This window comes from Ensifer sp. R-19 (assembly GCF_049905105.1).
Lineage (GTDB): Bacteria > Pseudomonadota > Alphaproteobacteria > Rhizobiales > Rhizobiaceae > Ensifer.
In genome coordinates this window covers 3,729,496-3,753,769 of the sequence record NZ_CP184569.1, presented here as the reverse complement: position 1 = coordinate 3,753,769, position 24,274 = coordinate 3,729,496, and the positions used below count along the sequence as shown (strand labels likewise).

General features: G+C 61.4%; 24 protein-coding genes. 8 read left to right on the top strand and 16 right to left on the bottom strand.

Features of this window, described 5'->3' with window-relative positions:
• Positions 1 to 36 precede the first annotated feature (36 nt).
• From ACN9MO_RS18040 to mepA, 3 genes are all read right to left on the bottom strand, one after another.
• Positions 37 to 1,056 (bottom strand): glucokinase, encoded by a 1,020-nt coding sequence (locus tag ACN9MO_RS18040; RefSeq protein WP_058324620.1) that lies wholly within the window; start codon positions 1,054 to 1,056, stop codon positions 37 to 39.
• Positions 1,057 to 1,176: 120 nt separating this feature from the next.
• Positions 1,177 to 1,560, bottom strand: coding sequence for a methylglyoxal synthase (locus ACN9MO_RS18035; protein WP_057247741.1), 384 nt, complete (start codon positions 1,558 to 1,560; stop codon positions 1,177 to 1,179).
• 103 nt (positions 1,561 to 1,663) lie between these two features.
• Positions 1,664 to 2,719: a penicillin-insensitive murein endopeptidase gene (gene mepA, locus ACN9MO_RS18030; protein ID WP_425985866.1), complete on the bottom strand. Its 1,056-nt coding sequence runs from the start codon at positions 2,717 to 2,719 to the stop codon at positions 1,664 to 1,666.
• 232 nt (positions 2,720 to 2,951) lie between these two features.
• On the opposite strand from mepA, the gene ACN9MO_RS18025 reads away from it, so the two are divergent.
• From ACN9MO_RS18025 to ACN9MO_RS18005, 5 genes are all read left to right on the top strand, one after another.
• Positions 2,952 to 4,811: an extracellular solute-binding protein gene (locus ACN9MO_RS18025; protein WP_112994246.1), complete on the top strand. Its 1,860-nt coding sequence runs from the start codon at positions 2,952 to 2,954 to the stop codon at positions 4,809 to 4,811.
• Between the two features lie 177 nt (positions 4,812 to 4,988).
• Positions 4,989 to 6,074, top strand: a complete 1,086-nt coding sequence (locus ACN9MO_RS18020) for a microcin C ABC transporter permease YejB (protein ID WP_058328328.1) — start codon at positions 4,989 to 4,991, stop codon at positions 6,072 to 6,074.
• Entirely contained in the window at positions 6,074 to 7,219 is a 1,146-nt protein-coding gene (locus ACN9MO_RS18015) for an ABC transporter permease (RefSeq protein WP_112994247.1), read from the top strand. Before ACN9MO_RS18020 ends, ACN9MO_RS18015 begins: the two co-directional genes overlap by 1 nt.
• Positions 7,220 to 7,227: 8 nt before the next feature.
• Positions 7,228 to 8,856 carry an ABC transporter ATP-binding protein gene (locus tag ACN9MO_RS18010; RefSeq protein ID WP_113132930.1) on the top strand — a complete coding sequence of 543 codons (1,629 nt, stop codon included), beginning with the start codon at positions 7,228 to 7,230 and terminating at the stop codon, positions 8,854 to 8,856.
• 10 nt (positions 8,857 to 8,866) lie between these two features.
• The gene (locus tag ACN9MO_RS18005; RefSeq protein WP_057247736.1) at positions 8,867 to 9,826 is read left to right on the top strand and encodes a 2-hydroxyacid dehydrogenase; all 960 of its coding nucleotides are present in this window, start codon (positions 8,867 to 8,869) and stop codon (positions 9,824 to 9,826) included.
• Positions 9,827 to 9,877: 51 nt separating this feature from the next.
• Here the strand turns inward: ACN9MO_RS18005 and ACN9MO_RS18000 are convergent, their stop codons facing one another.
• The 3 genes from ACN9MO_RS18000 to ACN9MO_RS17990 form a co-directional block, all read right to left on the bottom strand.
• Complete coding sequence (locus ACN9MO_RS18000; RefSeq protein WP_113132916.1) at positions 9,878 to 10,732, bottom strand: NlpC/P60 family protein; 855 nt, start codon at positions 10,730 to 10,732, stop codon at positions 9,878 to 9,880.
• Between the two features lie 9 nt (positions 10,733 to 10,741).
• Positions 10,742 to 11,092, bottom strand: coding sequence for a MarR family transcriptional regulator (locus tag ACN9MO_RS17995; RefSeq protein WP_057248220.1), 351 nt, complete (start codon positions 11,090 to 11,092; stop codon positions 10,742 to 10,744).
• An 87-nt stretch (positions 11,093 to 11,179) separates the two neighbouring features.
• A complete protein-coding gene (locus ACN9MO_RS17990) occupies positions 11,180 to 12,571 on the bottom strand; it encodes a leucyl aminopeptidase family protein (protein WP_057247734.1) in 1,392 nt (463 codons plus the stop codon).
• A gap of 131 nt (positions 12,572 to 12,702) precedes the next feature.
• Here ACN9MO_RS17990 and ACN9MO_RS17985 point away from each other — a divergent pair, with 131 nt between their 5' ends.
• Positions 12,703 to 13,524 carry a tetratricopeptide repeat protein gene (locus tag ACN9MO_RS17985; protein ID WP_113132917.1) on the top strand — a complete coding sequence of 274 codons (822 nt, stop codon included), beginning with the start codon at positions 12,703 to 12,705 and terminating at the stop codon, positions 13,522 to 13,524.
• 272 nt (positions 13,525 to 13,796) lie between these two features.
• Here the strand turns inward: ACN9MO_RS17985 and ACN9MO_RS17980 are convergent, their stop codons facing one another.
• The 10 genes from ACN9MO_RS17980 to ACN9MO_RS17935 all read right to left on the bottom strand — a co-directional run bounded on the left by ACN9MO_RS17980 (position 13,797) and on the right by ACN9MO_RS17935 (position 22,863).
• The gene (locus ACN9MO_RS17980) at positions 13,797 to 14,780 is read right to left on the bottom strand and encodes a type II secretion system F family protein (protein WP_057247732.1); all 984 of its coding nucleotides are present in this window, start codon (positions 14,778 to 14,780) and stop codon (positions 13,797 to 13,799) included.
• Positions 14,781 to 14,790: 10 nt separating this feature from the next.
• The gene (locus ACN9MO_RS17975; RefSeq protein WP_057247731.1) at positions 14,791 to 15,801 is read right to left on the bottom strand and encodes a type II secretion system F family protein; all 1,011 of its coding nucleotides are present in this window, start codon (positions 15,799 to 15,801) and stop codon (positions 14,791 to 14,793) included.
• Positions 15,802 to 15,809: 8 nt separating this feature from the next.
• Positions 15,810 to 17,279 (bottom strand): CpaF family protein, encoded by a 1,470-nt coding sequence (locus ACN9MO_RS17970; RefSeq protein ID WP_057247730.1) that lies wholly within the window; start codon positions 17,277 to 17,279, stop codon positions 15,810 to 15,812.
• 21 nt (positions 17,280 to 17,300) lie between these two features.
• Positions 17,301 to 18,590, bottom strand: a complete 1,290-nt coding sequence (locus tag ACN9MO_RS17965) for an AAA family ATPase (RefSeq protein WP_113132918.1) — start codon at positions 18,588 to 18,590, stop codon at positions 17,301 to 17,303.
• Positions 18,591 to 18,608: 18 nt separating this feature from the next.
• Positions 18,609 to 19,304: a CpaD family pilus assembly protein gene (locus ACN9MO_RS17960; RefSeq protein ID WP_057247728.1), complete on the bottom strand. Its 696-nt coding sequence runs from the start codon at positions 19,302 to 19,304 to the stop codon at positions 18,609 to 18,611.
• Between the two features lie 56 nt (positions 19,305 to 19,360).
• Entirely contained in the window at positions 19,361 to 20,908 is a 1,548-nt protein-coding gene (locus ACN9MO_RS17955; RefSeq protein WP_057247727.1) for a type II and III secretion system protein family protein, read from the bottom strand.
• Positions 20,909 to 20,918: 10 nt separating this feature from the next.
• The gene (cpaB, locus tag ACN9MO_RS17950) at positions 20,919 to 21,728 is read right to left on the bottom strand and encodes a Flp pilus assembly protein CpaB (protein WP_110880881.1); all 810 of its coding nucleotides are present in this window, start codon (positions 21,726 to 21,728) and stop codon (positions 20,919 to 20,921) included.
• A 117-nt stretch (positions 21,729 to 21,845) separates the two neighbouring features.
• The gene (locus ACN9MO_RS17945) at positions 21,846 to 22,358 is read right to left on the bottom strand and encodes an A24 family peptidase (RefSeq protein ID WP_113132919.1); all 513 of its coding nucleotides are present in this window, start codon (positions 22,356 to 22,358) and stop codon (positions 21,846 to 21,848) included.
• 112 nt (positions 22,359 to 22,470) lie between these two features.
• Positions 22,471 to 22,650 carry a Flp family type IVb pilin gene (locus tag ACN9MO_RS17940; protein WP_110880879.1) on the bottom strand — a complete coding sequence of 60 codons (180 nt, stop codon included), beginning with the start codon at positions 22,648 to 22,650 and terminating at the stop codon, positions 22,471 to 22,473.
• A gap of 30 nt (positions 22,651 to 22,680) precedes the next feature.
• Positions 22,681 to 22,863: a Flp family type IVb pilin gene (locus ACN9MO_RS17935; protein ID WP_110880878.1), complete on the bottom strand. Its 183-nt coding sequence runs from the start codon at positions 22,861 to 22,863 to the stop codon at positions 22,681 to 22,683.
• 259 nt (positions 22,864 to 23,122) lie between these two features.
• Between ACN9MO_RS17935 and ACN9MO_RS17930 the strand changes: the two genes are divergently transcribed.
• Complete coding sequence (locus ACN9MO_RS17930; protein ID WP_110880877.1) at positions 23,123 to 23,533, top strand: pilus assembly protein N-terminal domain-containing protein; 411 nt, start codon at positions 23,123 to 23,125, stop codon at positions 23,531 to 23,533.
• Between the two features lie 115 nt (positions 23,534 to 23,648).
• A complete protein-coding gene (locus ACN9MO_RS17925; protein ID WP_113132920.1) occupies positions 23,649 to 24,272 on the top strand; it encodes a TadE/TadG family type IV pilus assembly protein in 624 nt (207 codons plus the stop codon).
• Positions 24,273 to 24,274 lie beyond the last annotated feature (2 nt).

Sequence of the window (24,274 nt, the reverse complement as noted above, 5' to 3'; positions counted from 1 at the left end):
GTATCGCTTTGGCGAGTCTTTGCGCGCGCCGACTGCTCAGCTTCTCCAGCGGCGTCCCTCCGTTGCAACACCGAAATCCCTCGGCGTGCGGGCAAAAGCGGCCAAGCCGGAGAGCGCCGCCATTGGATGAATGACGGCAAAGGTCGGGATCGTCTTCATCAGCGCCGAGTGCGGCGCCTTGTCTTCGAAGGCGGCACGGAACGGCGATTTCATGAGCGCCGGCAGGATCTTCTGCGAGATGCCACCCGCCAAGAACACGCCGCCGCGAGCCATGAAAATTAGCGCCATGTCACCGGCAACGCGGCCGAGATAGGTGCAGAACAGCGAGATCGTCTCGATCGCCGCCCTGTCGCTCTCGGCCAGAGCGTGCGTCGTCACTTCCGCCGGATCGATGAGCACCGGGTCCACGCCATCGGCGGCACAGACGGCGCGATAGAGATTCATGATGCCGCGCCCGCAGAGGATCTGCTCGCCGGCCATGCGTCCCTCGATCGGTTCGAGGAAGGGCCAGATCTGAAAGTCGCGTTCGCTACGCGGGCCGATGTCGACATGGCCACCCTCGCCCGGTACCGGGATCCAGGTGTGCTGGGCAAAGACCAGTCCGCCGACGCCGAGACCCGTGCCCGGGCCGAGGACCACACGCGACGTCAGGGGACGAACGCTACCGCCGCCGATCTGCACGAGATCCTCGTCCGCCGGAGCAGCCACGGCGAGCGCCTGTGCCTCGAAATCGTTGATGATCAGCACGTCCTCGAGGCCAAGGCTCGAGAGCATGTCTTTCGGCCTGATCACCCAGCCGGCATTGGTGAGCGGAATTTCATCGCCCCGGATCGGACCGGCCACCGCCAGAATCGCCGAACGCGGCTGCACCGAGGTCTTGTCGAGGATGCTCTTCTGCATCGCCTCCTCGATCGTTTCGAAATCGCCGGTCTTGATCGGCGGCAACTGCTTCGGCTCGGCAAAAGCATCGAGGAGCAGGGCAAAGCGGGCATTGGTGCCACCGATATCACCGATCAGGATCGGAAAGGGGAAGGCGTTTTCACTGGTGCCGGGCATCGCAAGATCCATCCTGAGGGTCGTGGCAGGTATATCGCTGTCTATCAGCTAGAGCGGGATAAGGGAAAGTGTGTCCGGTTTTCCGCCCGCAGCCGCCTAACTCATGAGAAGCGATCACGTTTATGATTTTGGGTTGAAGTCGATCAACCGTTCGGCTGTCGCCTGGTTGAGGGCCATCGGAATGTCGTAGACGATCGCGAGACGCATCAGCGCCTTGACGTCCACGTCATGCGGCATTGCCGTCAGAGGATCGACGAAGAAGATCAGAAGCTGCACCTCGCCGGTGGCGATCATCGCGCCGATCTGCTGGTCGCCGCCGAGCGGACCGCTTTTCAGGCGCGTGATATCGAGCCCCGGACAGACATCGAGGACACGGCCGCCTGTCGTGCCTGTCGCAACGATGCGCCATTGGGACAAAACCGCTTCATGCACCTTGGCGAAAGCCGCAAGATCGTCCTTCTTCTGATCGTGAGCGATCAGGGCAATGCATTTCCGATCCGCCATGTCGGGCCTCGCATCAATCTTTAAATCGATTTGATCGCCCTATACATGAACGCCGCGGCAATGGGAAGGTTGAAGCCCGCCCACCCCGCTCACGCGTTCATGATCATTGCAAGGCCGGACGGGCCAGCGGCACTGGAATATCGGTCGGCGGAACGTCTCCGGCGGCAGCGCCGATCACCTGCTCGATACCTTCAGTCGCCGGGGCAGGTGCCGCCGCCCGATAGGCCGTGCCAAACGTGGCGGCCTCTTCCGAGGCGGGCGCGGGACCGTTCAGCACCAGCGCGCAAGCTTTCGGCAGGTCGGCCATGGTCGTGAGCCTTGGCTTCACCGGCTTTTCGCCCGGCTTTTTCTTCGGCTTTGCCCAGGGCTCGTCGGTAAACCACCAGGCCAGCGACTTGTCGCAGCCATCGCCGGCCGGCACCGCCGCCTGGTCCTTGCAGCTCGCTGCACCCGCAGGGCATTTGATGCGGATGTGGAAGTGGTAGTCATGACCGTAGATCGGCCGGACCTTGCCAAGCGCCGATCGGTCCCCGGTCCAGGTGTCGCAGAGCTTCTTCTTGATCGCCGGATTGACGAAGACGCGCTCCACCTGCGGGTAGCTGGCGGCCAGCATGATCAGCTGCGCGTGTTTTGGCGTCCAAATGGAGCGATCAACCGTCAGGAACTTGTTCTTCTGCAGCATCGAGGTCGCGGAGATATCTTCGCGCTCGCGGTAGCTGAGCGTGCGCTGCGGCATCGGCGTCAGCCAGATATCGGCGTCGAGACCGATCTGATGGGACGCGTGGCCCGACAGCATCGGGCCGCCGCGCGGCTGCGAGATGTCACCGAGCAAAAGGCCCGGCCAGCCGACCTTTTCGGCGGCATCGTGCGAAAACTGCTCGATCAGCGCGATCATCTGCGGGTGACCCCAACGTCGGTTACGCGACAGCCGCATCGCCTGCCAGGTGGGCCCGTCGGTCGGGATCGCGACACCGCCGGCAAGGCAGCCCTTCGCGTAGAAACCATAGGGGTTCGCGGCCATTTCGGCTGGCAGGGCCTTGGCACCGAACAGCGCCTTTGCCGGCACATCCTCGGCCGCCGCGTTGTCGGCAATCAGAAGGCTTGTTCCCAGCAGCAACGCAAGAAACGCCGAGCCGCAACGTCGAAGTGGAGCAATCATTGAATTTCGTCCCATTTGTCTCGCGGACAGAAGCGCCAGCACGCGGCATTCCCTGGCCGACGAACCCCGATCCTAAGGCCCCGTGTTTGCCTCAGCCTTACGCGTCACGCGCTTGTGAATCACCGGGATGTGACTCAAAAATTTTGCCTGATTTGCGGCGGTGCCTGTCAATTGCCCGGATTTCGCCTATGCTCTCGCAAAAGAAGATTGAAATATAAGGGGTACCGGCTGGATGCCAAACTTCTGCAGGACCGTGAAACCTGGCCTCGCTGCCTCGCTTCTGACAGCAGCGTTTCTTCTCTTTCCTCCTGCATCGAACGCCGAAGATCAGCCCGTCTGGCGTCATGGCACGTCGTCAATCGGTGAACTGAAATACAAGCCTGACTTTGCCCGCTTCGACTATGTCAATGCGGATGCGCCCAAAGGCGGCGAATTGAACCTCTCCGAAAGCGGCACCTTCGACACGTTCAATCCGATCCTTTCCAAGGGCGAGGCGGCGAGCGGTGTTACCTCCCTCGTCTTCGACACCCTGCTGAAATCCGCTGAGGATGAGATCACCACGGCCTACGGTCTGCTAGCCGAGGGCGTCTCCTATCCCGATGATATTTCCTCCGCCACTTTTCGTCTTCGCGCCGAGGCGAAGTGGGCGGACGGCAAGCCAGTGACGCCTGAGGATGTCGTCTTCTCGTTTGAAAAGGTGAAGGAGCACAATCCGCTCCTGTCCAACTACTACCGCCACGTCGTTTCGGCGGAAAAGACGGGCGAGCGCGACGTTACTTTCCGCTTCGACGAGAAGAACAACCACGAACTGCCAAACATTCTCGGCCAGTTCCCGATCCTGCCGAAGCATTGGTGGGAAGGACAGGACGAGAAAGGCAACAAACGCGACATCAGCCGCACGACGCTTGAACCGGTCATGGGCTCCGGCCCCTACAAGATCGCTTCGTTCCAGGCCGGCGGCTCCATCCGCTTCGAACGCAGGGACGACTATTGGGGCAAAAACCTCAACGTGAATGTCGGTCAGTATAATTTCGGTACGATCACCTACGCCTTCTTCAGCGACCGGAACGTACAATTCGAGGCGTTCCGCGCCGGCAATGTCGATTTCTACCAGGACAACAGCGCCAGCCATTGGGCGACGGCCTATGATTTTCCGGCCATGAAGGATGGCCGCGTGATCCGCGAGGAAATCGAGAACCCCTTGCGCGCGGCCGGGATCATGCAGGCCTTTGTGCCGAACATGCGCCGAGAAAAATTCCGGGACCAGCGCGTGCGCGAGGCGCTAAACTACGCCTTCGACTTCGAGGATCTCAACCGCAATCTCGCCTACAATGCCTTCCAGCGTGTCGACAGTTACTTCTGGGGCACCGAGCTTGCCTCATCCGCTTTGCCTGAAGGCCGGGAAAAGGCCATCCTGGAGGAGCTGAAGGACAAGGTTCCGGCCGAGGTCTTCACCACGCCCTACACCAACCCCATCAATGGCGACCCGCAAAAGGTGCGCGACAACCTGCGCAAGGCGCTCGCGCTGTTCAAGGAGGCCGGTTACGAACTGAAGGGCAACCGCCTCGTCAACGTGAAGACTGGCGAACCCTTCAGCTTCGAACTGCTTCTGTCCAACCCGTCTTTCGAGCGCACGGTCACCCCGTTCATCAACAGTGTGAAGAAGATCGGTATCGATGCCCGCATCCGCACCGTCGATGACTCCCAGTACACCAATCGCGTCAGAAGCTTCGACTATGACATGATCTACGGCATCTGGGCGCAGACACTGGTGCCCGGCAACGAGCAACTCGACTATTGGGGCTCATCCTCGGTCAACCAGCAGGGGTCGAGAAACTATGCCGGGATCGCCGATCCGGCGATCGACGAGCTCATTCGCAGAGTGATCTTCGCGCCGAACCGCGATGAACTGGTCGCGACCACGCGGGCGCTCGACCGCGTCCTTCTCGCCCACCACTACGTCGTGCCGCTCTTCTATTCGAAGTCGGTGCGCGTCGCCTATTGGAACCACCTCGCCCACACGAAGGAACTTCCCTATTACGGCACAGGCTTCCCGGATGCCTGGTGGTCGAAAAACGCCACCCCCAAATGAAGTCCTTGCACTCGGATGGCGTCTCGATTCCAAATGCAAAAAAACGAATCACTGAAACAAGCCCCGATCCGGGCCTGACAGCCGCAAGGAGACACAGGGATTGAAACACCATAGACGGCATGCCGACGCTTCGCCGGTCCGGGCCATCGCCCACACGTCGATCGAAAGGCTCGCCTGATGGGTGCCTATATCCTGCGCCGCCTGCTTCTGATGATACCAACGATCTTCGGGATCATGGCGATCTCCTTCGCCATCGTACAGTTCGCACCGGGCGGCCCGGTCGAGCAGGTGATTTCGGATCTCACCAATGCTGGCGGCGGCTCGGACCGCTTGAGCGGCAGCAGCGGCGACCTGATGCCGTCGGGGGGGGATGAAGGCGGCCGCTATCGCGGCGCGCAAGGGCTAGATCCGGAATTCATCGCCAAGCTCGAGAAGCAATTCGGCTTCGACAAGCCGCCGCTTGAGCGCTTCGCGACGATGATGTGGAATTACATCCGCTTCGATTTCGGCGAGAGCTTCTTCCGCAACACCTCGGTCATCGATCTCATCAAGGAGAAGATGCCGGTCTCGATCTCGCTCGGCCTCTGGATTCTGCTGTTTTCCTACGCAATCTCCATCCCGCTGGGCATCAAGAAGGCGGTTTCCGACGGCTCGGCCTTCGACGTCTGGACCTCCGGCATCATCGTCATCGGCTATGCCGTGCCGAGCTTCCTGTTCGGCATCCTCTTGATCGTCATCTTCGCCGGCGGGTCGTTCTTCGACTGGTTCCCGCTCCGCGGCATTGTCTCCGACAATTTCTGGCAATTGCCCTGGTGGCAGAAGCCACTCGACTACATCTGGCACATGACGCTGCCGCTGATCACGCTGCTGCTTTCGGCATTTGCGACCACCACGCTGCTCACCAAGAATTCCTTCATCGACGAGATCAAGAAGCAATATGTGACGACGGCGCGGGCGAAGGGTCTCAACGATCGCCAGGTGCTCTACGGCCACGTGTTCCGTAACGCCATGCTGATCATCATCGCCGGCTTCCCGGGCGCCTTCATCTCGGCCTTCTTCACCGGGTCGCTGCTGATCGAGTACATCTTTTCGCTCGATGGCCTCGGTCGCCTCGGTTATGATTCGGTCGTCAAGCGTGACTACCCGATCGTCTTTGCAACGCTCTTCATCTTCTCGCTGATGGGTCTGCTCGTCAGCCTGCTGTCGGACCTCATCTACACCTGGGTCGATCCGCGCATCGACTTCGAGCGGAGGGACGTCTGATGGTGGACGTGACGACCTCTCCGACAAGCCGCGTGGAGGTGCCCCCGCGCGGCTGGCTGTCTCCGGTCAACCAGCGGCGCTGGCAGAATTTTAGGGCGAACCGACGCGGCTACTGGTCGCTCTGGATCTTCCTTGCGCTCTTTGGGCTGAGCCTTGTTGGCGAGTTCATCGCCAATGACAGGCCGATCGTCGCCTCCTACAAGGGCGAGCTTCTCTTCCCTGTTGTCATCGACTACCCGGAGGAAAAGTTCGGCGGCTTCCTTGCCGAGACCGACTACCGCTCCGACTTCATCCGCGACGAAATCGAGGCCAATGGCTGGATGGTCTGGCCGCCGGTCCGCTACTCCTATCAGACCGTCAATTCCAACATCCCACATTCGGCGCCCACCAAACCCTTCTGGCTGATGGACAAGGAGGAGCGCTGCTCCGCCTATCCGGAGGGGCGGAATGACCGCAACTGCATCGTCGGCAATCTCAACTGGCTTGGCACCGACGATCAGGCCCGCGACGTGTTTGCGCGCATGATCTACGGCTTCCGTCTCTCGGTGCTGTTCGGCCTGACGCTGACCATTGCCTCGGCGGTGATCGGCGTGACCGCCGGTGCTGTCCAGGGCTATTTCGGCGGCTGGACCGATCTCCTGATGCAGCGCTTCATCGAGATCTGGTCGTCAATGCCGGTGCTTTACATCCTGTTGATCATTGCCGCGATTCTGCCGCCCGGCTTCTTCATCCTGCTCGGCATCATGCTCTTGTTTTCCTGGGTCGGCTTCGTCGGCGTCGTGCGCGCCGAGTTCTTGAGGGCGCGCAATTTCGAGTATGTGAATGCGGCGCGGGCGCTCGGCGTCGGCAACGGCACGATCATGTACCGCCACCTGCTGCCGAACGCGATGGTCGCAACGCTGACCTTCCTGCCCTTCATCCTCTCCGGCTCGATCACGACGCTGACATCGCTCGACTTCCTCGGTTTCGGCATGCCACCGGGCTCGCCTTCGCTCGGCGAGATGATCGCGCAGGGCAAATCCAACCTGCAGGCACCCTGGCTCGGGCTGACGGCCTTCTGCGTCATGTCGCTGATGCTATCGCTGCTGATCTTCGTCGGTGAAGCAACGCGCGATGCCTTCGACCCGAGAAAGACATTCCGGTGAGCGCGACGATGACAGATCCCATCCTCTCCGTCCGCGACCTCTCGGTCGCCTTTCACCAGGGCGGCAACACCTCGATCGCCGTCGACCACATCTCCTTCGAGATCAAGCGCGGGGAAACCGTGGCGCTTGTCGGCGAATCCGGTTCGGGCAAGTCGGTTTCGGCCAATTCGATCCTGAAGCTGCTGCCCTATCCGTCCGCGAGCCACCCGAGCGGCGAGATCGTCTTCAACGGCAAGGACCTGTTGAAGGCCGGCGATGCGGAGCTGCGCAACGTGCGCGGCAACGACATCACCATGATCTTCCAGGAGCCGATGACCTCGCTCAACCCGCTGCATTCGATCGAGCGGCAGATCGGCGAGATCCTCGAACTGCACCAGCGGCTCGAAGGAGCCGCTGCGCGCACCCGCATTCTCGAGCTTCTCAATCAGGTCGGTATCCGCGAGCCGGAGAAGCGCCTCAGCGCCTATCCGCACGAGCTCTCCGGTGGCCAGCGCCAGCGCGTCATGATCGCCATGGCGCTTGCCAACCGGCCCGAGCTCTTGATCGCCGACGAGCCGACAACGGCGCTCGACGTCACGGTGCAGGCGCAGATCCTCGAGCTTCTGAAGACGCTCAAGGACGAGCACGGCATGTCGATGCTGTTCATCACCCACGACCTCGGCATCGTGCGCAAGATCGCCGACCGGGTCTGCGTGATGACCAAGGGCAAGATCGTCGAGACCGGCCCGACCGCCGAGATCTTCGCCAATCCGCAGCACGCCTATACCCGCCATCTGCTCGCCTCCGAACCGAAGGGCAACCCGCCGCCGTCAGACGCGTCGAAGCCGCTCGTGTTGGAAGCCTCCGACATGAGGGTCTGGTTCCCGATCAAGGCCGGCTTTCTGCGCAAGGTGGTCGACCACGTTAAGGCGGTCGACGGCATCGACCTGAAGCTGCGCGCCGGCCAGACGCTCGGGGTCGTCGGCGAATCCGGTTCCGGCAAGACGACGCTCGGCCTGGCGCTGACGCGGCTGATCTCGTCGAAGGGCCGCATCGCCTTTATCGGCAAGGACATCGACCGCTACAGCTTCAACGAAATGCGGCCGCTTCGAAACCGGATGCAGATCGTCTTTCAGGACCCCTATGGCTCGCTCAGCCCGCGCATGTCGGTGGCCGATATCATCGCCGAAGGCCTGAAGATCCATGAACGTTCGCTTTCGGAAAACGAGCGCGATGCCCGCGTCGCCGCCGCTCTCGAAGAAGTCGGCCTCGATCCTTCGACCCGCTGGCGCTACCCGCACGAATTTTCCGGCGGCCAGCGCCAGCGCATCGCCATTGCGCGTGCCATGGTGCTGAAGCCGCAATTCGTCATGCTCGACGAACCAACCTCGGCGCTCGACATGAGCGTGCAGGCGCAGGTGGTCGATCTCTTGCGCGACCTGCAGAGCAAACACGATCTCGCCTATCTGTTCATCAGCCATGACCTGAAGGTCGTGCGGGCGCTTGCCAACGAGATGATCGTGATGCGCCTGGGCAAGGTGGTGGAACAGGGGCCGGCCGAGCGCATCTTCAATGCGCCGAGCGAAGATTACACGAAGGCGCTGATGGCAGCGGCCTTCAACCTCGAAGCCGTCAATCTCACCGCGATCCGCCAGTAGAGTGCCCGCAATGTCCGCAAAGAGCCCCGTCATCGTCGATCTGAAGTTCATTCCGGAGGAGGTCGAGGCGGCTCTTCGCGGCGCCTTTCCCGATCGCGAGGTGATCAATCGCGCCGACGTCGTGCACCACAACCGCGATCTCTCGGGGATCGACTATGCAGTGGTGTGGAAATCGGCGCCGGATCTCTTCGAGCGGGCGCCGGATCTCAAGGTGGTCTTCTCCGGCGGCGCCGGCGTCGATCACGTGCTGACGCTTCCCGGGCTTCCCGAGGTGCCGCTCGTGCGCTTCGTCGATCAGACGCTGACGACGCGCATGAGCGAGTGGGTCGTCATGCAATGTCTTCTGCATCTGCGCCAGCACCGCGCCTATGAGGCGCTAGCGGCGAAGCGCGAATGGCGCGATCTGACCCAGCCGGAAGCCGCAGACATCACGGTCGGCATCATGGGCATGGGCGTGCTTGGCCAGGACGCCGCCCGCAAGCTCTCCACCATGGGCTTCAAGGTCGTCGGCTGGTCGCGCAGCAAGCGAGACGTCGCAGGCATCGAGACCTTCGGCGGCAGCGAGCTCGACACGTTCCTGGCGCGCACGGATTTCCTCGTCGGTCTGCTGCCGCTGACGCCGGACACGCGCGGCATCTTCAATCTGCGCCTGTTTGCCAAGCTCAGCCGCAACGGCCCGTTCGGTGCGCCTGTTTTCATCAATGCCGGCCGTGGCGGCAGCCAGGTCGAAGCCGATATCGTTCAGGCACTCGACAATGGCGTGCTCGGCGGCGCCTCGCTCGATGTCTTCGAAGAGGAACCGCTTGCCAGCGACAGCCGCTTCTGGACCATGCCGAACGTCTATGTCACACCGCATGTGGCGGCATCCTCCGACGTCAAGGCGTTGTTCCGCCATGTCGAGCAGCAGATCGCCCGCTTCGAAAGCGGTCAATCGCTCGAACACGTGGTCGACAAAGTAGCCGGCTATTGATTTAGCGGAAGCGAGGTGCGGCGGAATCAACCCGCCTGCACGTGGCTTGCTTCAGGGCCGTCGATAGCCGGTCGGCTGGTCGTAGAGCCAGCCAATGCGAGCGATCGCCTCTTCCAATCCTTCATGCGCGACCGACATGGTGTGGCCGTTGGCATGGATCAGCGTGCGTTCGTCTTCCATGATCGCGACATGGCCCTTCCAGAACACGAGATCGCCGCGCCGCAACTCTTCACGAGCGATCGGCATGCCGAGCCGAGCCGCCTGCATGTCGGAATCGCGCTCGACTACACGGCCTGCCATCAACATCGACGTCTGGACGAGGCCTGAGCAATCGATGCCGAAGCCGGAGCGGCCGCCCCACAGATAGGGCGTCTCCAGGAAGCGGGTGGCGACGGTGACGTAGTCGGCGCTGACGGCGTGGCCAACGGGCGCACAATGATTGGCGACGATCGCGCGGCCGCCCTCAAGCAGGAAGTAGCGCGTGCCACGCGTTTCCGCCTCGCCGATGACCGCGACACGGCTTCCCATCGAGAGAGCGAGGGCATGCGGAAACTTGAGGTCGGCACCGTTGTAGACGAATGTGCGCGGCACGGTGACGATATGGGTCGGAACGGTCGTCTGCCGCAGAAGAGCCGTCTCCGGCAGATAGCCGACATAGCCGTCGAGATCGGCTTTGACCCAGGCCCAGCCCTCGGCCGTATCAAGCACCCGCACGCCCTCGCCATAGAGCACCTCGGTGTCCGTGCCGCAGGCGGCGTCCGGGCGAGCACGCAGCGGCGCGACCGGCACGGCGAGCGTCGCCACCTCTCCCTCGACATAACGCTCCGCCTCGACCTGGCCGCGAAGCGCGATTTCGGCGAGATCGCTGCGATAGGCGTTGAGACGACGGTCCGGCAGTTGCGACATGGCTGAGACTCACAAGGTCAATTTGCGACCATGAAGAATGATCAGATCGCCGAGTTTTTCAAGGTAAAGCGCACCTTCGACGGTGCGTTTTATGATCACGTTGCGCCGGTCGATATCGTCACGCACCCGGTCCACGAGACCAAGAGCGCCCATGGTATCGAGCGCGCGGGTGATGACCGGCTTGGTAACGCCCAGCGTCGCCGCCAGTCCGCGCACCGTGTGGGGCGGTGGCACGAGGTAGATGTGCAGAAGGATCGCCAGCTGCCGCAGGGTCAGGTCGCGGCTGTCGACGCGCACCTGGGCGAGCGACACCGTATGCCAAAGCCCGAGGGCCTGGGAAGGCGTAAGCTCGATCGGCAATGGCGGCTCCTGCGCAGAAAGATGATCCGCCACGATAGCGGCGGATCGTTACGCAAGCGTTTCTTTCTTGCCAATCGTTCCGATAGGCTATTTCGCCATCTTCTGGACGTGATGGTAGAGCGCCCGGATCGCCTGCGCCTCGCCGCCAACCGGCGAATGCGGCCGCTCGGACTGTGCCCATCCGAAGATGTCGAAATGCACCCAGCTCTTGGTGTTGGTGACGAAACGCCTTAGGAAGAGCGCTGCAGTGATTGAACCGGCCATACCACCCGCCGGCGCATTGGTGAGATCTGCGATCCGTGCCGAGACATCCTTGTCGTAGCCATTGTAAAGCGGCATGCGCCACATCGGATCGTCGACCTCGAGGCTTGCTTCCGAGAGATCATGGGCAAGGTCGGCGTCGTCGGTAAAGAAGGGCGGTAGATCCGGGCCGAGCGCGACGCGAGCGGCACCGGTGAGCGTCGCCATGTCGACCAAAAGATCAGTCTTCTCCTCGTCGGCATAGGCGAGCGCATCGGCCAAGATCAGCCGGCCCTCGGCATCGGTGTTGTCGATCTGAACTGTCAGCCCCTTGCGGCTGCGATAGATGTCACCGGGGCGGAAGGCATTGGCGGAGATCGAGTTCTCGACAACCGGCACGATGACGCGCAGATCGACCTTGAGTTTGGCGTCCATGATCATCAACGCGAGGCCGAGGACATTGGCGGCACCGCCCATGTCCTTCTTCATCAAGAGCATCGAGGCGGCCGGCTTGATGTCGAGACCGCCGGTGTCGAAGCAGACGCCCTTGCCGACCAGCGTTACCTTCTTGTGGCCCTTCTTGCCCCAGCGCAGCTCAAGCAGGCGCGGAGCTTCGGCGCTGGCGCGTCCAACGGTATGGACCAGAGGGAAATTCTGCGTCAGCAGCGCTTCGCCCGATATCACCGAGACATCGGCCTTGTAGTGGGCGGCAAGCGCGCGGAATGCCGCTTCGAGCGCCTCGGGACCCATGTCGTTGGTTGGCGTGTTGATCAGGTCGCGCGCAAGGAAGACGCCGGCGAGCTGCCGCTTGATATCGGTCGCATCGGCGTCGGCGGGGATCAGCAGTGTCGGCGGCTCGCCCTTGGTGGATTTGTAGCGCTCGAAGCGATAGGAACCGAGGCCATAGCCGAGCGCCAGCCGGTTGGCGGTGAGCGGCGCGGTTTCGATGTGCCACTTGCCTGCCGGCAGTGCTCGCGCAAGCTTGCCGGCCAGAAACGGCGCTTCCGACGGGTTGCTGCCGAGACCGAAGAGCGCACCGCCGAGATGGCCGTCTGAGGACGGGATCAACAGCACCGCGCCGGATTCGGCCGTGAAGCCAGCCTTGCGCGCCCAGTCCAAAGCGATCGGATCGATCGTCCCCGTCTCAATATGCGCCGGCGTGACCGCGAAGATCGGCAGGGTCTTGCCGGCGCTGGTGTTGAACGGCGACGGCCGCTCGATGAACTGATAGGGAGCCATGAAAGTCCTCGGCTGACAGAGATGGAATCGCGCCATTAACGCTCCGTTAGGGTTAACAGATTATTGCTGGAGTGAAAGTTGCGCCGGTGTTGTCTGAAGTTCAGGTGCGCGAATGCATGCTGGGGACACTCATGGCCAAACGCACGACTTCACCGTTGAAAGCCGCTCACTTCTTCCAGGGCGCGGCGATTGCGCTGGTGGCGCTCTCGCTCGCAGGCTGCGCCAATCAGCCGAAGAAGGAGCTGACCACGGGCTCGATTTCGAGAACGTCGACGCCGGTTCAGTCGATGACCGCGACCGAGCTTTCGGCGGCGGCCGAAAGCGTTGGCCAGGCCTATGAAAAGAACCCCAAGGATCGCGAAGCCGGGCTCAACTACGCCAACCTCCTGCGTATGACCGGCCGCAACGAGCAGGCCCTCGCGGTCATGCAGCAGGTCGCGATCAACAATCCGTCGGACCGGGAAGTGCTCGGTGCCTATGGCAAGGCGCAGGCCGCGGCCGGCCAGCTCGATCAGGCGCTGGCGACGATCAGCCGCGCCCAGACCCCGGACCGTCCGGACTGGAAGCTGAAATCGGCCGAGGGCGCGATCCTCGACCAACTCGGACGCCCGCAGGAGGCGCGCACGCGCTACCGCGAAGCGCTCGAACTCAGGCCGACCGAACCGTCGGTGCTCTCCAACCTCGGCATGTCCTATCTTCTGACCAAGGATCTCCGTACCGCCGAAACCTATCTCAAATCGGCGGCGGCCCAGCCCGGTGCTGACAGCAGCGTGCGCCAGAACCTGGCGCTGGCCGTCGGGCTTCAGGGCCGCTTTCAGGAGGCCGAGACCATCGCCCGGCAGGAACTTTCCAGCGAGCAGGCAGAAGCGAACGTCGCCTATCTGCGCTCAATGCTCTCCCAGCAGGGAGCGTGGAAGCAGCTGGCGAAGGCTGACGAAGCGAAGACCAACTGAGCACCTTACAGTCAAGGCACAGTCAGGCGGCTCTCCCCTCCTCCGGTGTATTTCACCTCAGAAACGCATGCGTTAACGCGCGTCAGACCGCGCGGCGTCGTGAGCCGGCACTGTCCCCCAAACAGTGGGCGCAACGGACGACACGATTTTCAGTTACACCCCGAAATTCGCTGGAGCAGCCCGCTTCGAGCGGAATCGCTGGAAGCAAAAAAGACGCTCTGGAATCAAGGTTCCAGAGCGTCGTTCGTGCGTTCGTCTGAGCGCAGGGTGGTCTAGAACTTGTCGGCCACCTGAATGCCGGCGGGTCCGAGGATGACGGCGACCAGCACGGGCAGAAAGAACAGGATCATCGGCACCGTCAGCTTGGGCGGCAGCGCCGCCGCTTTCTTCTCCGCCGCGTTCATGCGCTGATCGCGGCTTTCTTGCGCAAGGACGCGCAAGGCCTGGGCGATCGGGGTGCCGTAGCGGTCCGCCTGGATGAGTGCCTGGACCACCGACCTGACCTCTTCGAGGCCGGTGCGAAGACCGAGGTTTTCAAGTGCTGCGCGACGCTCGGGCAGGAAGGAAAGTTCTGCCGTCGTCAGCACGAGTTCTTCCGCCAATGGCTGCGACTGGGCTGCGATTTCGTCGGCGACACGCCGCATGGCAAGTTCCATCGACACACCCGATTCGACACAGATCAAGAGAAGGTCGAGTGCATCCGGCCAGGCGCGACGAATGGAAGCCTGACGCTTGGAGACGGCATTGGCGACGATAATGTTCGGCGCGTAGAAGCCCAGATAGGCGAAACCGATCGCAAAGAAGAGACGTACCATCAGCGGTTTCTCGGCAAAGTTGCCGAGCCCGAAGATGTAGACGAGGGCGACGAGCAGAAACAGGAAGGGCAGGCAGAAACGCGCAAACAGGAAGGTATTGAGGGCATTCTGTGAGCGAAAGCCGGCCATTTTCAAACGGTTGACCGTCTTGTCATCCACGAGCGCCGTGCGCAGATTGAGCCGTTCGACGATCTGGCGAATGGAGGCGTTGTTTTGGCCACGCAGGCTCGCCCTGCCGCCCTGCATATCAGCAAGCCGCGCCCGTTCGCGTGCTCGGATTTGTTCCCGCTCGCTCGCAACCGACTTCATCCGCTTTCCGAGGTCGCCCCGTTCGAAGAACGGCACGATCAGCGAATAAAAAGTCGCGAGCACGGCGAGCGAAACCAGAACGGCCAGGACAACGTTCGGATCGGTCAGTGTCTTGATCAGGCCCGTGCTCATCGATGCCCCCTCAGATATCGAAATTGATCATGTTGCGCATCACCATGATGCCTACGCTCATCCAGAAGAGGCCGAGACCGATAATCAAGTGGCCGCGCGGGTCGGTGAACAGGACCATCATGTATGCGGGTGACGTCAGATAAACGAGCAAGGCAACGATGAACGGCAGGGCACCAATGATGCACGCCGACGCCTTGGCCTCCATCGACATCGCGCTGACCTTCGCCCTCATCTTCCTACGTTCGCGCAGAACCTTCGACAGGTTGCCGAGGGCTTCGGAAAGGTTGCCGCCCGCCTGCGCCTGAATGGCGATCACGATCGCGAAGAAGTTCACCTCCGGCAAGGGAATGCTATTGATCATGCGGGCACAGGCATCAGTGACGCTCAACCCGACCTGCTGTGATTCCACCACGCGGCGAAACTCCGTCTTCACCGGCTCCTGCGCGTCGGCGGCAATGAGGCGGAGCGCGTCATTGAGAGGAAGGCCCGATTTGATCGAGCGGACCATGGTCTCGAGAGCGTTCGGAAACTCCTCCAGGAACTTCTTGCAGCGTCGCTTGATCAGGAAGCCGACAAACCAACGGGGTAGGCCAAGGCCGGCGATCACTGCTATGCCGAGGCCTATAGCGGGCCCGGCTCCCATGATCAGGGCGACGAGAAAGGCGAAGGCGCCGAAAAGCGCGCTGAACAGATAGAAGCGCCCCAAGGAAACTGAGAGGTCCGCCTGGGTCAGTCGCACCTTCATCGAAGGGGAAGACTTGGCCGAGCGCTCCTGTTGCTTCTTCTCGAGTTCCTTCAGCGAATCCTGCACGGACTTGCGCCGCTTCGACAGTTCGCTCACGCGGTCCCGCGCGGCCTTCACCTTGGCGCGGTCCGTTTCAGCCGCGCTGACCTTACGCACGCGGCCTTCCGCCTTCTTTTCGCTTTCGATACGCGAGAACAAAAGGCCGTAGGCGAGCGCCGCCGCCGATATTGCGACAAGGGCGGCCAGCGCCAGAACGGTGATGTCTATGCCGAACATCGCAGCTCCTAGTTCTTGTCCATCGCGTCAAGGGTGGCGGCCAAACGCTTATCCTCGTTGAAGTAGCGGGCGCGATCCCAGAAATGCGGCCGGCCGATGCCGGTCGACGTGTGGCGGCCAATGATACGTCCGCCGGCGTCCTCGCCATCGATCTCGTAGCGCATCAGGTCCTGCGTGATGATCACGTCACCTTCCATGCCGACCACTTCGGTTATGTGGGTAATGCGCCGGGAGCCGTCGCGCAAACGCGATGCCTGGATGATCACATCAACCGATCCGGCAATGATCTCGCGCACGGTTTTGGCTGGCAGGCTGTAGCCACCCAAGGCGATCATCGATTCCATACGGCTCAAGCATTCGCGCGGCGTGTTGGCATGGATCGTTCCCATCGAGCCGTCATGGCCGGTGTTCATCGCCTGAAGCAGGTCGAAAACTTCTGGTCCGCGCACTTCGCCGACGATGATGCGTTCGGGGCGCATGCGCAGGCAGTTCTTGATGAGGTCGCGCATGGTGATCTCACCTTCGCCTTCGATGTTCGGCGGGCGCGTTTCCAGGCGCACGACATGCGGCTGCTGCAGCTGCAGCTCGGCCGTGTCCTCGCAGGTGATAACCCGCTCGTCGGCGTCGATGTAGCGCGTGAGGCAGTTGAGAAGTGTCGTCTTGCCCGAGCCGGTGCCACCGGAGATGACAATGTTGCAGCGGACGCGGCCGATGATCTGCAGAAGGACGGCACCCTCCGCCGTTACCGAACCGAAGCGCACGAGCTGCTCCAGCGTAAGCTTGTCCTTCTTGAACTTGCGGATGGTCAGCGCCGTGCCGTCGATGGCGAGCGGCGGGGCAATGACGTTGACACGGGATCCGTCTGGCAGGCGGGCGTCGCAGATTGGGCTCGATTCATCGACGCGACGGCCGACCTGGCCGACGATGCGCTGGCAGATCGACAGCAGCTGCGCGTTGTCGCGAAACCGGATTTCCGATTCCTGCACCTTGCCGCCGACTTCGATGAAGGTCTGACCGGCGCCATTGACCATGATGTCGGCGATGTCGTCGCGGGCAAGCAGCGGTTCGAGCGGACCATACCCCAGCACGTCGTTGCATATGTCGTCGAGCAGCTCTTCCTGCTCGGAGATCGACATCGCGAAATTCTTGATCGTGATGATGTCGTTGACGATGTCGCGGATTTCCTCGCGCGCGCTCTCGGTGTCGAGCTTGGCGAGCTGCGACAGGTCGATCGTGTCGATCAGCGCCGAAAATACCTGCGACTTCGTATCGTAATAGTCTTCCGTTCGCGCGGTGCGACGCCGGGTCGTCGATGGGGCGGCCGGCTGGATCTTCGGGATCGCGGACGTCGTTTCGCCGAGAACCGGAACCGCGGACCGCTCGGTCGCCATCGGTTGCGCAGCAACCACGGGCGGAGGAACGGCGGGACCCGGGGTGCCGCTTTTGCCGAAGCCTTCGTTTCCGCGTTTGCCAAACATTTGCGTGATCCTATGTCCAGTCTATTTCCTGCCGAGCGCGGCAAGCACCTTTCCAAGTCCGCCGCGCCGAGCCTTCTTCATCGTTACCCGGCCGGTCAAAAGATGCGCGAGCTGTGAGAACGTTTCAGCCGCCGGCGCCTTCTTGTCGATTTCCGCTATCATCCGTCCGCTGTTCGAAGCGTTGCCAAATAGGGCCGCGTCAAAGGGAATGATGGCCGCCGCTTCGGTTTCCAGCGAATCGCAGAACTCGCTCGCCGTAATCTCCGGACGCTTCGGCATCCCGACCTGGTTCAGAACCAAGTGGGGCGGTTTGTCGTTTGGACGCAGCTTCTTCATTGCATCGAGCAGGTTCTTGGTATTGCGCAGGCTGGCGAGATCGGGGATCGCGGTAATCACTACTTCGTCGGCTTCTCCGAGCACGGCGCGGGTCCAGTCCGTCCACAGATGCGGAATATCAAGAACGGAAACGGGGGCGCTGCGCTGCAGGATCTCCAGGATCGGGTGGAACGCACCGGTCTCAAAATCATAGGCGCGGTCCAGCATGGAGGGGGCGGCCAACAGCGACAGGTGGTCGGAGCATTTGGTCAGCAGCCGGTCAAGGAACACCTCGTCCAGGCGCTCTGGCGCAAACACCGCTTCGGCAATGCCCTGCGGCGGATCCTGGTCGAAATCGATGTTGGCCGTGCCATAGGGAAGGTCGAGATCGGCGAGAATGGTCTCGGTCGAGAAGAGGCTGGAGATGCCCCAGGCGCAATTGTGCGCGATCACCGACGAACCGCAACCGCCCTTTGCACCGATGAAGGCGATGCTTCGGCCCAGGGGCTCGGCATCCGGGTCGACGAAGATCGCCGAAACGGCGGTGAGAATGTCCGGCATAGACACCGGTGCGACCATGTATTCCGAAATGCCGTTGCGGATGAGCTCGCGATAGAGCCCGATATCATTGTGTTTGCCGACGAGAATCACCTTGGTGCTCGGGTCGCAGACCTCTGCAAGCGGCGTAAGCTCGGCCAGTAGCGACCGTGGTTCGGTCGATGTTTCAAGGATGATGAGATTGGGGGTAGACACGGTCGCGAACATGTTTGCGGCCGCGTCGATGCTGCCGCTGTTGATGCGCAAGCTGACCTTGGCCATGCGCCGGTCCCGCCCGCAACGCTCCATCAGCTGCTGCATTGCATTGGTTTCGCAGAATGCGTGGATCGAGATCCGCGGTAGCGGGCGGACTTGCTCCAGATCGCCCGTGCGCACCTGGTCGGAGAAAGGATCGTCCCCCTCGCCGCCGGTGCCGATCTTATAATCGATCGTGTTCATTTCTTCATCCCGCCGCTATCAGTTGAAGATGACGACCGGGCCGTCGCTCTTGTCGGTTCCACGCCAGTCCTTGATCACCTGGCCACGCTGTTCCGCGTCGATCGGCGACGTCTGGCGCGGGCCGAGCAGGTCTGTCGGATTGGCGATCTGGGCGGCCAGGTTCGATTGCGAGGCGCAACCGAAATTGTAATAGTTCTTGTTTTCCAGTGTGTTGAGGTTCAGATCTTCCGGCCAGGTGCCGCAAGGCGCGGTCTGGGCGGTAATCGCAACGTAGCTCAAGCGGATCGGTGCCGCGTCTCCATAAGGTCCGGCGTCGTAGCTCGTTTCGAGCAGACGTTTGGCGGGAATGCCCGCAGCAACCAGGACGCCGCGGATTTCCCTGCGCATCGCTTGCGCAGCATGGCTGTTGGCCGCGCCGCGCGGCATCATGATCTGCACGACGCCGCTTGCCGAATTGCGATAGTCGGAAGCGAACCCGGCGATAACATCGCGCGTGCCCTGGGTCAGGCGACGGTCGCCCGATGCGATCGGGATGTCGATGGCGCGTTCGCCTTCGGCGAGCACGATCGGATGTCTCGTGCGATAGTCGTCCGGAATCGAGCCAGTAGCGAGATTGTCCTTTGTCCCGCAGCTCGCAAGAAAGATACCAGCGATGGCCAGCATGGCCACGCGGCTCGTGCATCGCATGAAGGCGCTGGATGTGCTCAGGGGCATGGCAGTCGGCCTTTCAGAATTCTGGTGGGAACCGGTTCGAAGCGTCATGATCCGACCTATTTGTAGATGAAGCCGACATTGCCGTGGTAACGCCCTGCCGGAGCGGCCGCCTCCGGCCGCCCGTAGATGCGGTTCACGCGGCCAAGGAAGTAGCTGTCGAGATCATTGGCCGGATTGAAATTGTCGTCAGGCCGGGAGATCGCGCTTCTGGCGACAGGACGGACAAGATAGGGCGTCGCGATGATGACGAGCTCGGTTTCGTTGCGCACGAAATCCTTGCTGCGGAAGAGCGTTCCGAGGATCGGGATCTTCGAAGCACCCGGCAGGCCGGACATCGCCTGGCGAATATTGTCCTGAACCAGGCCGGCGATCACGATCGAGCCGCCGGAAGGCAACTCGACGCTGGTCGAAGCTTCGCGCCTGCGGATGCCGAGAAAGGTATTGCCAGGAATCTTGCTCGTGCCGTTGCCAGTGACGACGGATCCCTCATAGGTGGGCTCAGAGACATTCGTCTCGATCTGCAGGCTGATGCGTCCCGGTCCCAGGACAACAGGCTTGAAGTTCAGGCGGATGCCGTATTCGACGTCGTTGACTTCGCGCGTGACCCTGTTTTCGCCGGTCTGATCGTCGGTCGTGACTTCCTGGGTTCCCGACAGGCGAAACTGACCGCCGACATAGAACTTCGCCTCCTGACCAGAAATCGCCGTCAGGCTTGGCTCGGCCAGTGTCCGCATCACACCCGCCTGCTCCATCGCGTTGATGTAGCTGGAGATCATCGTGCCGCCGACAGACTTGTTGATCACCGCGTTGACACCAACGCCGATCGCATCCCCGAGGTTGGCCGGATTGCGGAAACCGATGCCGCTTTCGCCGTCGCTAACACGGCCGTTGAAACCGAGCTGCTTCAGCACCTGGCGGCTGACTTCGGCCACCGTGACCTTGAGGTTGACCTGGTCATCGCCGTCGATCGTCAGGAGGTTGACGATCTGCGAAACCTGGCGATCTTCAGCGAAGATGTCGGCATCGCCATTGTTGCCCTGGGCGGTGATGTTGCGCGTGGTCGCCTCGCCGCCCTGGAGGAAGGCCTTCGCAAGGTCTACGGCACGGGTGGAATCGAGCGGCGTTCGCACGGTTCCGGTCAAGACGATGTTGTCCGAAATGATCTCGACATTGATGTCGGCGTCCGGAATGAAGCGACGCAGATTGGACTGGAGATTGGCGATATCGCGCTCGACTTCGATGTCGAGGCTGACGATCTCCTCGCCATTGGGGCCGAAGACGAAGATGTTGGTCTGGCCGACGGATTTGCCGAAGAGATAGATACGCCGTGAGGTGCGCGTCACTGCGTCCGCCAGCGACGGGTCCGCCACGAGAATGTCGTGCGCGTCCGCCGGCAGGTCGACGACCACGGCCTTGTTTAAGCCGAGACTGACCTTCTTCTTGACGCCTGGGCCGCTTTCAACGATCCGCACGACGGAGGAAGCAGCGGCGAGTGCGACCGTCGGCGCCGGCAGATACATGCCGGTAAACGCCAGGCAGAATGATAGGCCGGCTGCGACAGACGCCCGAAATGTGTTTCCGCTCCGTTTCACCTTATGCCCCATTCTAGCCTGGTTACTGCTGTGTCTGGCCGAGGGCGCCATCGCTCTTGACGATGGACCCGGATTTGATGACCTGAATGCTCGGCTGACCGTCGCCGCTCAATAGATAGTCTGCGGCGTCGGTGTCGGATTCCTGTGCATCGGCGACGCTTCGGAGCGCCAATGAAATGCGCTCGGCCATCTGCTGCGCCACTGTCATTACTTTCGACTGGTCGGGCGTCAGCTCCAGCGTGGCCGTGGTTCCGACCACGGCCTTGGTGCCGTCTTCCTTCTCCTCGACCTGCTGGTCGATCGCCAGAACACGCACGTTGCTGAGCACGGTTTCGGTCAGGTAGAGTTCGCCATCGCCCTTGCGGACCATGATGACGTCGACACGGTCATTCGGAAGGATGAAGCCGCCGGCACCGGTAGCGACGGTGATTTCCGTCGCGACGGCGCGTTTGCCCGCCGGCAACAGCGACGACATGATGCGGTTGGACGAGTCTGCGACCTTTTCGTGACGGACCGGCTCGCCGTTGAAGATCGGCAAGCGAACGACGGCTCCGGTGAGGTCGTCGATTGCCGACGGTTGACTTTCGTCGGTGATCAGGCCGTCAACCAAACCGTCCTTCGGCCAGGCCATCCACTGGATGGAATCGCCGCCCAGGCGCGAACCGACAGGCAGGCTCTTGCTGGCAACCAGGACGTTGACGGTCGGCGCCCGCTCGATCAGAGGCTCGGCGGCCAACGGCGCAGGTGCGCGCGTCAGTTTCATCGCCAATAGACCAGCCATTGCAGCCGATAGAACGGCCACCGCCAGTATGATGATGCGAACCGGTTTCATGATCGTTTCCGAGCCCCGAAAAATGCCAGGGTCAGATTGATCAGGAATTGGTGTAATTATAGTTAACGGATTGCTTATGAGGAGAGTTAACGAAAGGTGATGCCCCGCGCCCGGGCCTTAAGAAAGGCGCGCAAAGGCCGCCTGCATGAGCGGCGAAGCCGGATAGGCGGCAAAGCCACCAAGCGCGATTGCAACGCCGTAGGGAATTTTCTTGGCCGTCAGCAAGAGTTGCGGAACAGGGATGCCACTCGCCAGTATTGTGTTTTCATGCCGGCGCAGCATCAGGATGGCAAGCGTCAGCAAGCCTCCAAAAATCGAGACGTAGAGCAGAAAAGCGGTCAACGATGGGGTGAACCCGAACCAGATGGCGCTGGCGGTTAAGAGCTTGGCGTCTCCGCCGCCCATCACGTTTGCGGCAAACAGACCGAAGCACACGGCAAAGACAACCAAGGCCGCAGCCATATGCCGGGCGATCTCCGTGAAATCGAGCCCCGCCAACGGCGCCACGACAAGAAAGCTGCCCAGAAGGATCACCGAAACGCGATTGGGAATCGTCATGGTCAGCAGGTCCGAAAACGCTGCAAATCCCAGACAGAAGGGAAAGATCACGAAAATGGCGGCTTCAGTCATGTTCCGGTCTTCCGAAGGAGGGTATGCAATCTCCGATGCCCCGCAGGACTCCAGATAACAATGGAGCCGCCTTTGGAGCGGCTCCATTTCAGGTCATTGCGGGACCCGTTCGTCAGATCTTGCCGCTCGTCGCAATGCTCGACCCGATTTTACTGAGCGCGGAATCGAGCGTGTTGCCAAGCGTGGATGCACCGGCGATCAGGGCTGCGGAAACAAGCGCCGCGATTAAGCCATACTCGATCGCGGTCGCACCGCCTTCATCCCGCTTCAGGCGATGGAAAATCTTCGTCATGCGAATTTTTCCTCGCTTAAAGCAGTCAGATCAGAGACCGTTCGTTTCGGTCGTCAGCTTCGTGCCCAGCTTGCTGAATGTGTCGTCGAGCGCGTTGCCCAGGGTGCTTGCGCCAGCAATGAGGGCAACCGAGATGAGGGCGGCGATCAGGCCGTACTCGATCGCGGTCGCGCCGGACTCGTCCTTCATCAGACGGGCAAAAATCTTCTTCATGATGATTCTCCTACTTCGCGTTTGTTGTTCAGCACTTCCGCCAACTGTTGCCGTTGATCGGATGGCCTCAAACTAGTCCTGGCGCATTTCCATCGACTTAAAGAAGGCGGTTACCGACAGGTTAACGATGCATCCCTGATTTTTGGGTAAACGAACAGAAAACGGCGCGGGGCGCCTATCCGGTCTCGAAATCATGGATTTAACGGTTCATTCACCAAGACGAGGGAGTATGGCGTGAGCATCACCTCAAGGACCCGCCATGACCATGCCATTCGCGACCGGCCGAGCCGCCCTGTTTGCTTTCGTGATCGCATCGCTCCCGGTGGTCGCCGCTGCTGCAGAGAACGACATGATGCGCGTCTATATGGATCACGCGCGCGTGCTCAAACTCGACCGTCCGGTCAGCAAGGTCATCATCGGCAATGCCGAAGTGGCAGACGCCACGGTTGCCGATGCCCGAACCATCGTCATCACCGGCCGCAATTTTGGCACGACCAATCTGGTCATCCTCGACCAGGATGGAAACGCCATTGTCGATGAGCGGATTCTGGTGTCGATCGATGAAGGCAACACCGTGCGCGTCTACAAACAGACGTCGCGCACCGTGCTCTCCTGTACGCCAAATTGTGAACGACACGCGGAACGTAAAACCACAGGTAGCACCAACTGAATTTTATGGGTTTCGACCCGCGATTCGTTAAAATGCACATGATTTGCGGGAACGAAATATCAACGGTTGCTCCATAATCTTCCGCCCGTCTGGCGTAACATGATGGGACGGCACAATGAGCAGCGAGCAGGCAATCGAACGTGCGAGCGGGCCTGATATCAGGCGAAAAGGCATTCTGCGCCGCTTCATCCGCAACCGCAAAGGCACGACGAGCATCGAGTTCGCCATCCTCGCGCTGCCCTTCTTCGTGGTGATTTTCGCCTCACTCGAAACCTTTGCCGCCTTCTACGGCGACCAGCTCCTGGCGAACGCAACGGAGACGATGGCGCGCAAGGTCCGTACCGGCCAGATTACCTTCCAGCGGGGGAAGGCCACGGATATGACTCAGGCGCAGTTTCGCCAGGCCTTCTGCAATGAAATCTCAGTCCTGATGAAATGCTCCGCCACCGAAGCAAACCAGCCCTCGCAGTTCTACCTGGATGTCCGGGCGGTCTCGGATCTCAGCACGTTTCCTGTGAACATCCCGCGCAAGGCGGATTCGACCGATATTGATACGGGCGACTTCAAGTTTGCCCCCGGCGGTCCGGGTACCTTCAACGTGGTGCGTGCCTACTATCGGTGGAGCGTGATCACCGACCTCGTCAGGCCGTTCGTCACCAATTTGCGGCCCGCCGGCGCGAGCATGCCGAAGGACTATCTCATGGTGGCAACCGCCACCTTCCGAAACGAGAGCGAGTGAGG

Excerpts from the sequence above, each read along its gene's own strand:
- ACN9MO_RS18040 (WP_058324620.1), bottom strand. The coding sequence starts at position 1,056 with ATGCCCGGCACCAGTGAAAACGCCTTCCCCTTTCCGATCCTGATCGGT.
- ACN9MO_RS18035 (WP_057247741.1), bottom strand. The coding sequence starts at position 1,560 with ATGGCGGATCGGAAATGCATTGCCCTGATCGCTCACGATCAGAAGAAG.
- mepA (WP_425985866.1), bottom strand. The coding sequence starts at position 2,719 with ATGATTGCTCCACTTCGACGTTGCGGCTCGGCGTTTCTTGCGTTGCTG.
- ACN9MO_RS18025 (WP_112994246.1), top strand. The coding sequence starts at position 2,952 with ATGCCAAACTTCTGCAGGACCGTGAAACCTGGCCTCGCTGCCTCGCTT.
- ACN9MO_RS18020 (WP_058328328.1), top strand. The coding sequence starts at position 4,989 with ATGGGTGCCTATATCCTGCGCCGCCTGCTTCTGATGATACCAACGATC.
- ACN9MO_RS18015 (WP_112994247.1), top strand. The coding sequence starts at position 6,074 with ATGGTGGACGTGACGACCTCTCCGACAAGCCGCGTGGAGGTGCCCCCG.
- ACN9MO_RS18010 (WP_113132930.1), top strand. The coding sequence starts at position 7,228 with ATGACAGATCCCATCCTCTCCGTCCGCGACCTCTCGGTCGCCTTTCAC.
- ACN9MO_RS18005 (WP_057247736.1), top strand. The coding sequence starts at position 8,867 with ATGTCCGCAAAGAGCCCCGTCATCGTCGATCTGAAGTTCATTCCGGAG.
- ACN9MO_RS18000 (WP_113132916.1), bottom strand. The coding sequence starts at position 10,732 with ATGTCGCAACTGCCGGACCGTCGTCTCAACGCCTATCGCAGCGATCTC.
- ACN9MO_RS17990 (WP_057247734.1), bottom strand. The coding sequence starts at position 12,571 with ATGGCTCCCTATCAGTTCATCGAGCGGCCGTCGCCGTTCAACACCAGC.
- ACN9MO_RS17985 (WP_113132917.1), top strand. The coding sequence starts at position 12,703 with ATGGCCAAACGCACGACTTCACCGTTGAAAGCCGCTCACTTCTTCCAG.
- ACN9MO_RS17980 (WP_057247732.1), bottom strand. The coding sequence starts at position 14,780 with ATGAGCACGGGCCTGATCAAGACACTGACCGATCCGAACGTTGTCCTG.
- ACN9MO_RS17975 (WP_057247731.1), bottom strand. The coding sequence starts at position 15,801 with ATGTTCGGCATAGACATCACCGTTCTGGCGCTGGCCGCCCTTGTCGCA.
- ACN9MO_RS17970 (WP_057247730.1), bottom strand. The coding sequence starts at position 17,279 with ATGTTTGGCAAACGCGGAAACGAAGGCTTCGGCAAAAGCGGCACCCCG.
- ACN9MO_RS17965 (WP_113132918.1), bottom strand. The coding sequence starts at position 18,590 with ATGAACACGATCGATTATAAGATCGGCACCGGCGGCGAGGGGGACGAT.
- ACN9MO_RS17960 (WP_057247728.1), bottom strand. The coding sequence starts at position 19,304 with ATGCCCCTGAGCACATCCAGCGCCTTCATGCGATGCACGAGCCGCGTG.
- ACN9MO_RS17955 (WP_057247727.1), bottom strand. The coding sequence starts at position 20,908 with ATGGGGCATAAGGTGAAACGGAGCGGAAACACATTTCGGGCGTCTGTC.
- cpaB (WP_110880881.1), bottom strand. The coding sequence starts at position 21,728 with ATGAAACCGGTTCGCATCATCATACTGGCGGTGGCCGTTCTATCGGCT.
- ACN9MO_RS17945 (WP_113132919.1), bottom strand. The coding sequence starts at position 22,358 with ATGACTGAAGCCGCCATTTTCGTGATCTTTCCCTTCTGTCTGGGATTT.
- ACN9MO_RS17940 (WP_110880879.1), bottom strand. The coding sequence starts at position 22,650 with ATGACGAAGATTTTCCATCGCCTGAAGCGGGATGAAGGCGGTGCGACC.
- ACN9MO_RS17935 (WP_110880878.1), bottom strand. The coding sequence starts at position 22,863 with ATGAAGAAGATTTTTGCCCGTCTGATGAAGGACGAGTCCGGCGCGACC.
- ACN9MO_RS17930 (WP_110880877.1), top strand. The coding sequence starts at position 23,123 with ATGACCATGCCATTCGCGACCGGCCGAGCCGCCCTGTTTGCTTTCGTG.
- ACN9MO_RS17925 (WP_113132920.1), top strand. The coding sequence starts at position 23,649 with ATGAGCAGCGAGCAGGCAATCGAACGTGCGAGCGGGCCTGATATCAGG.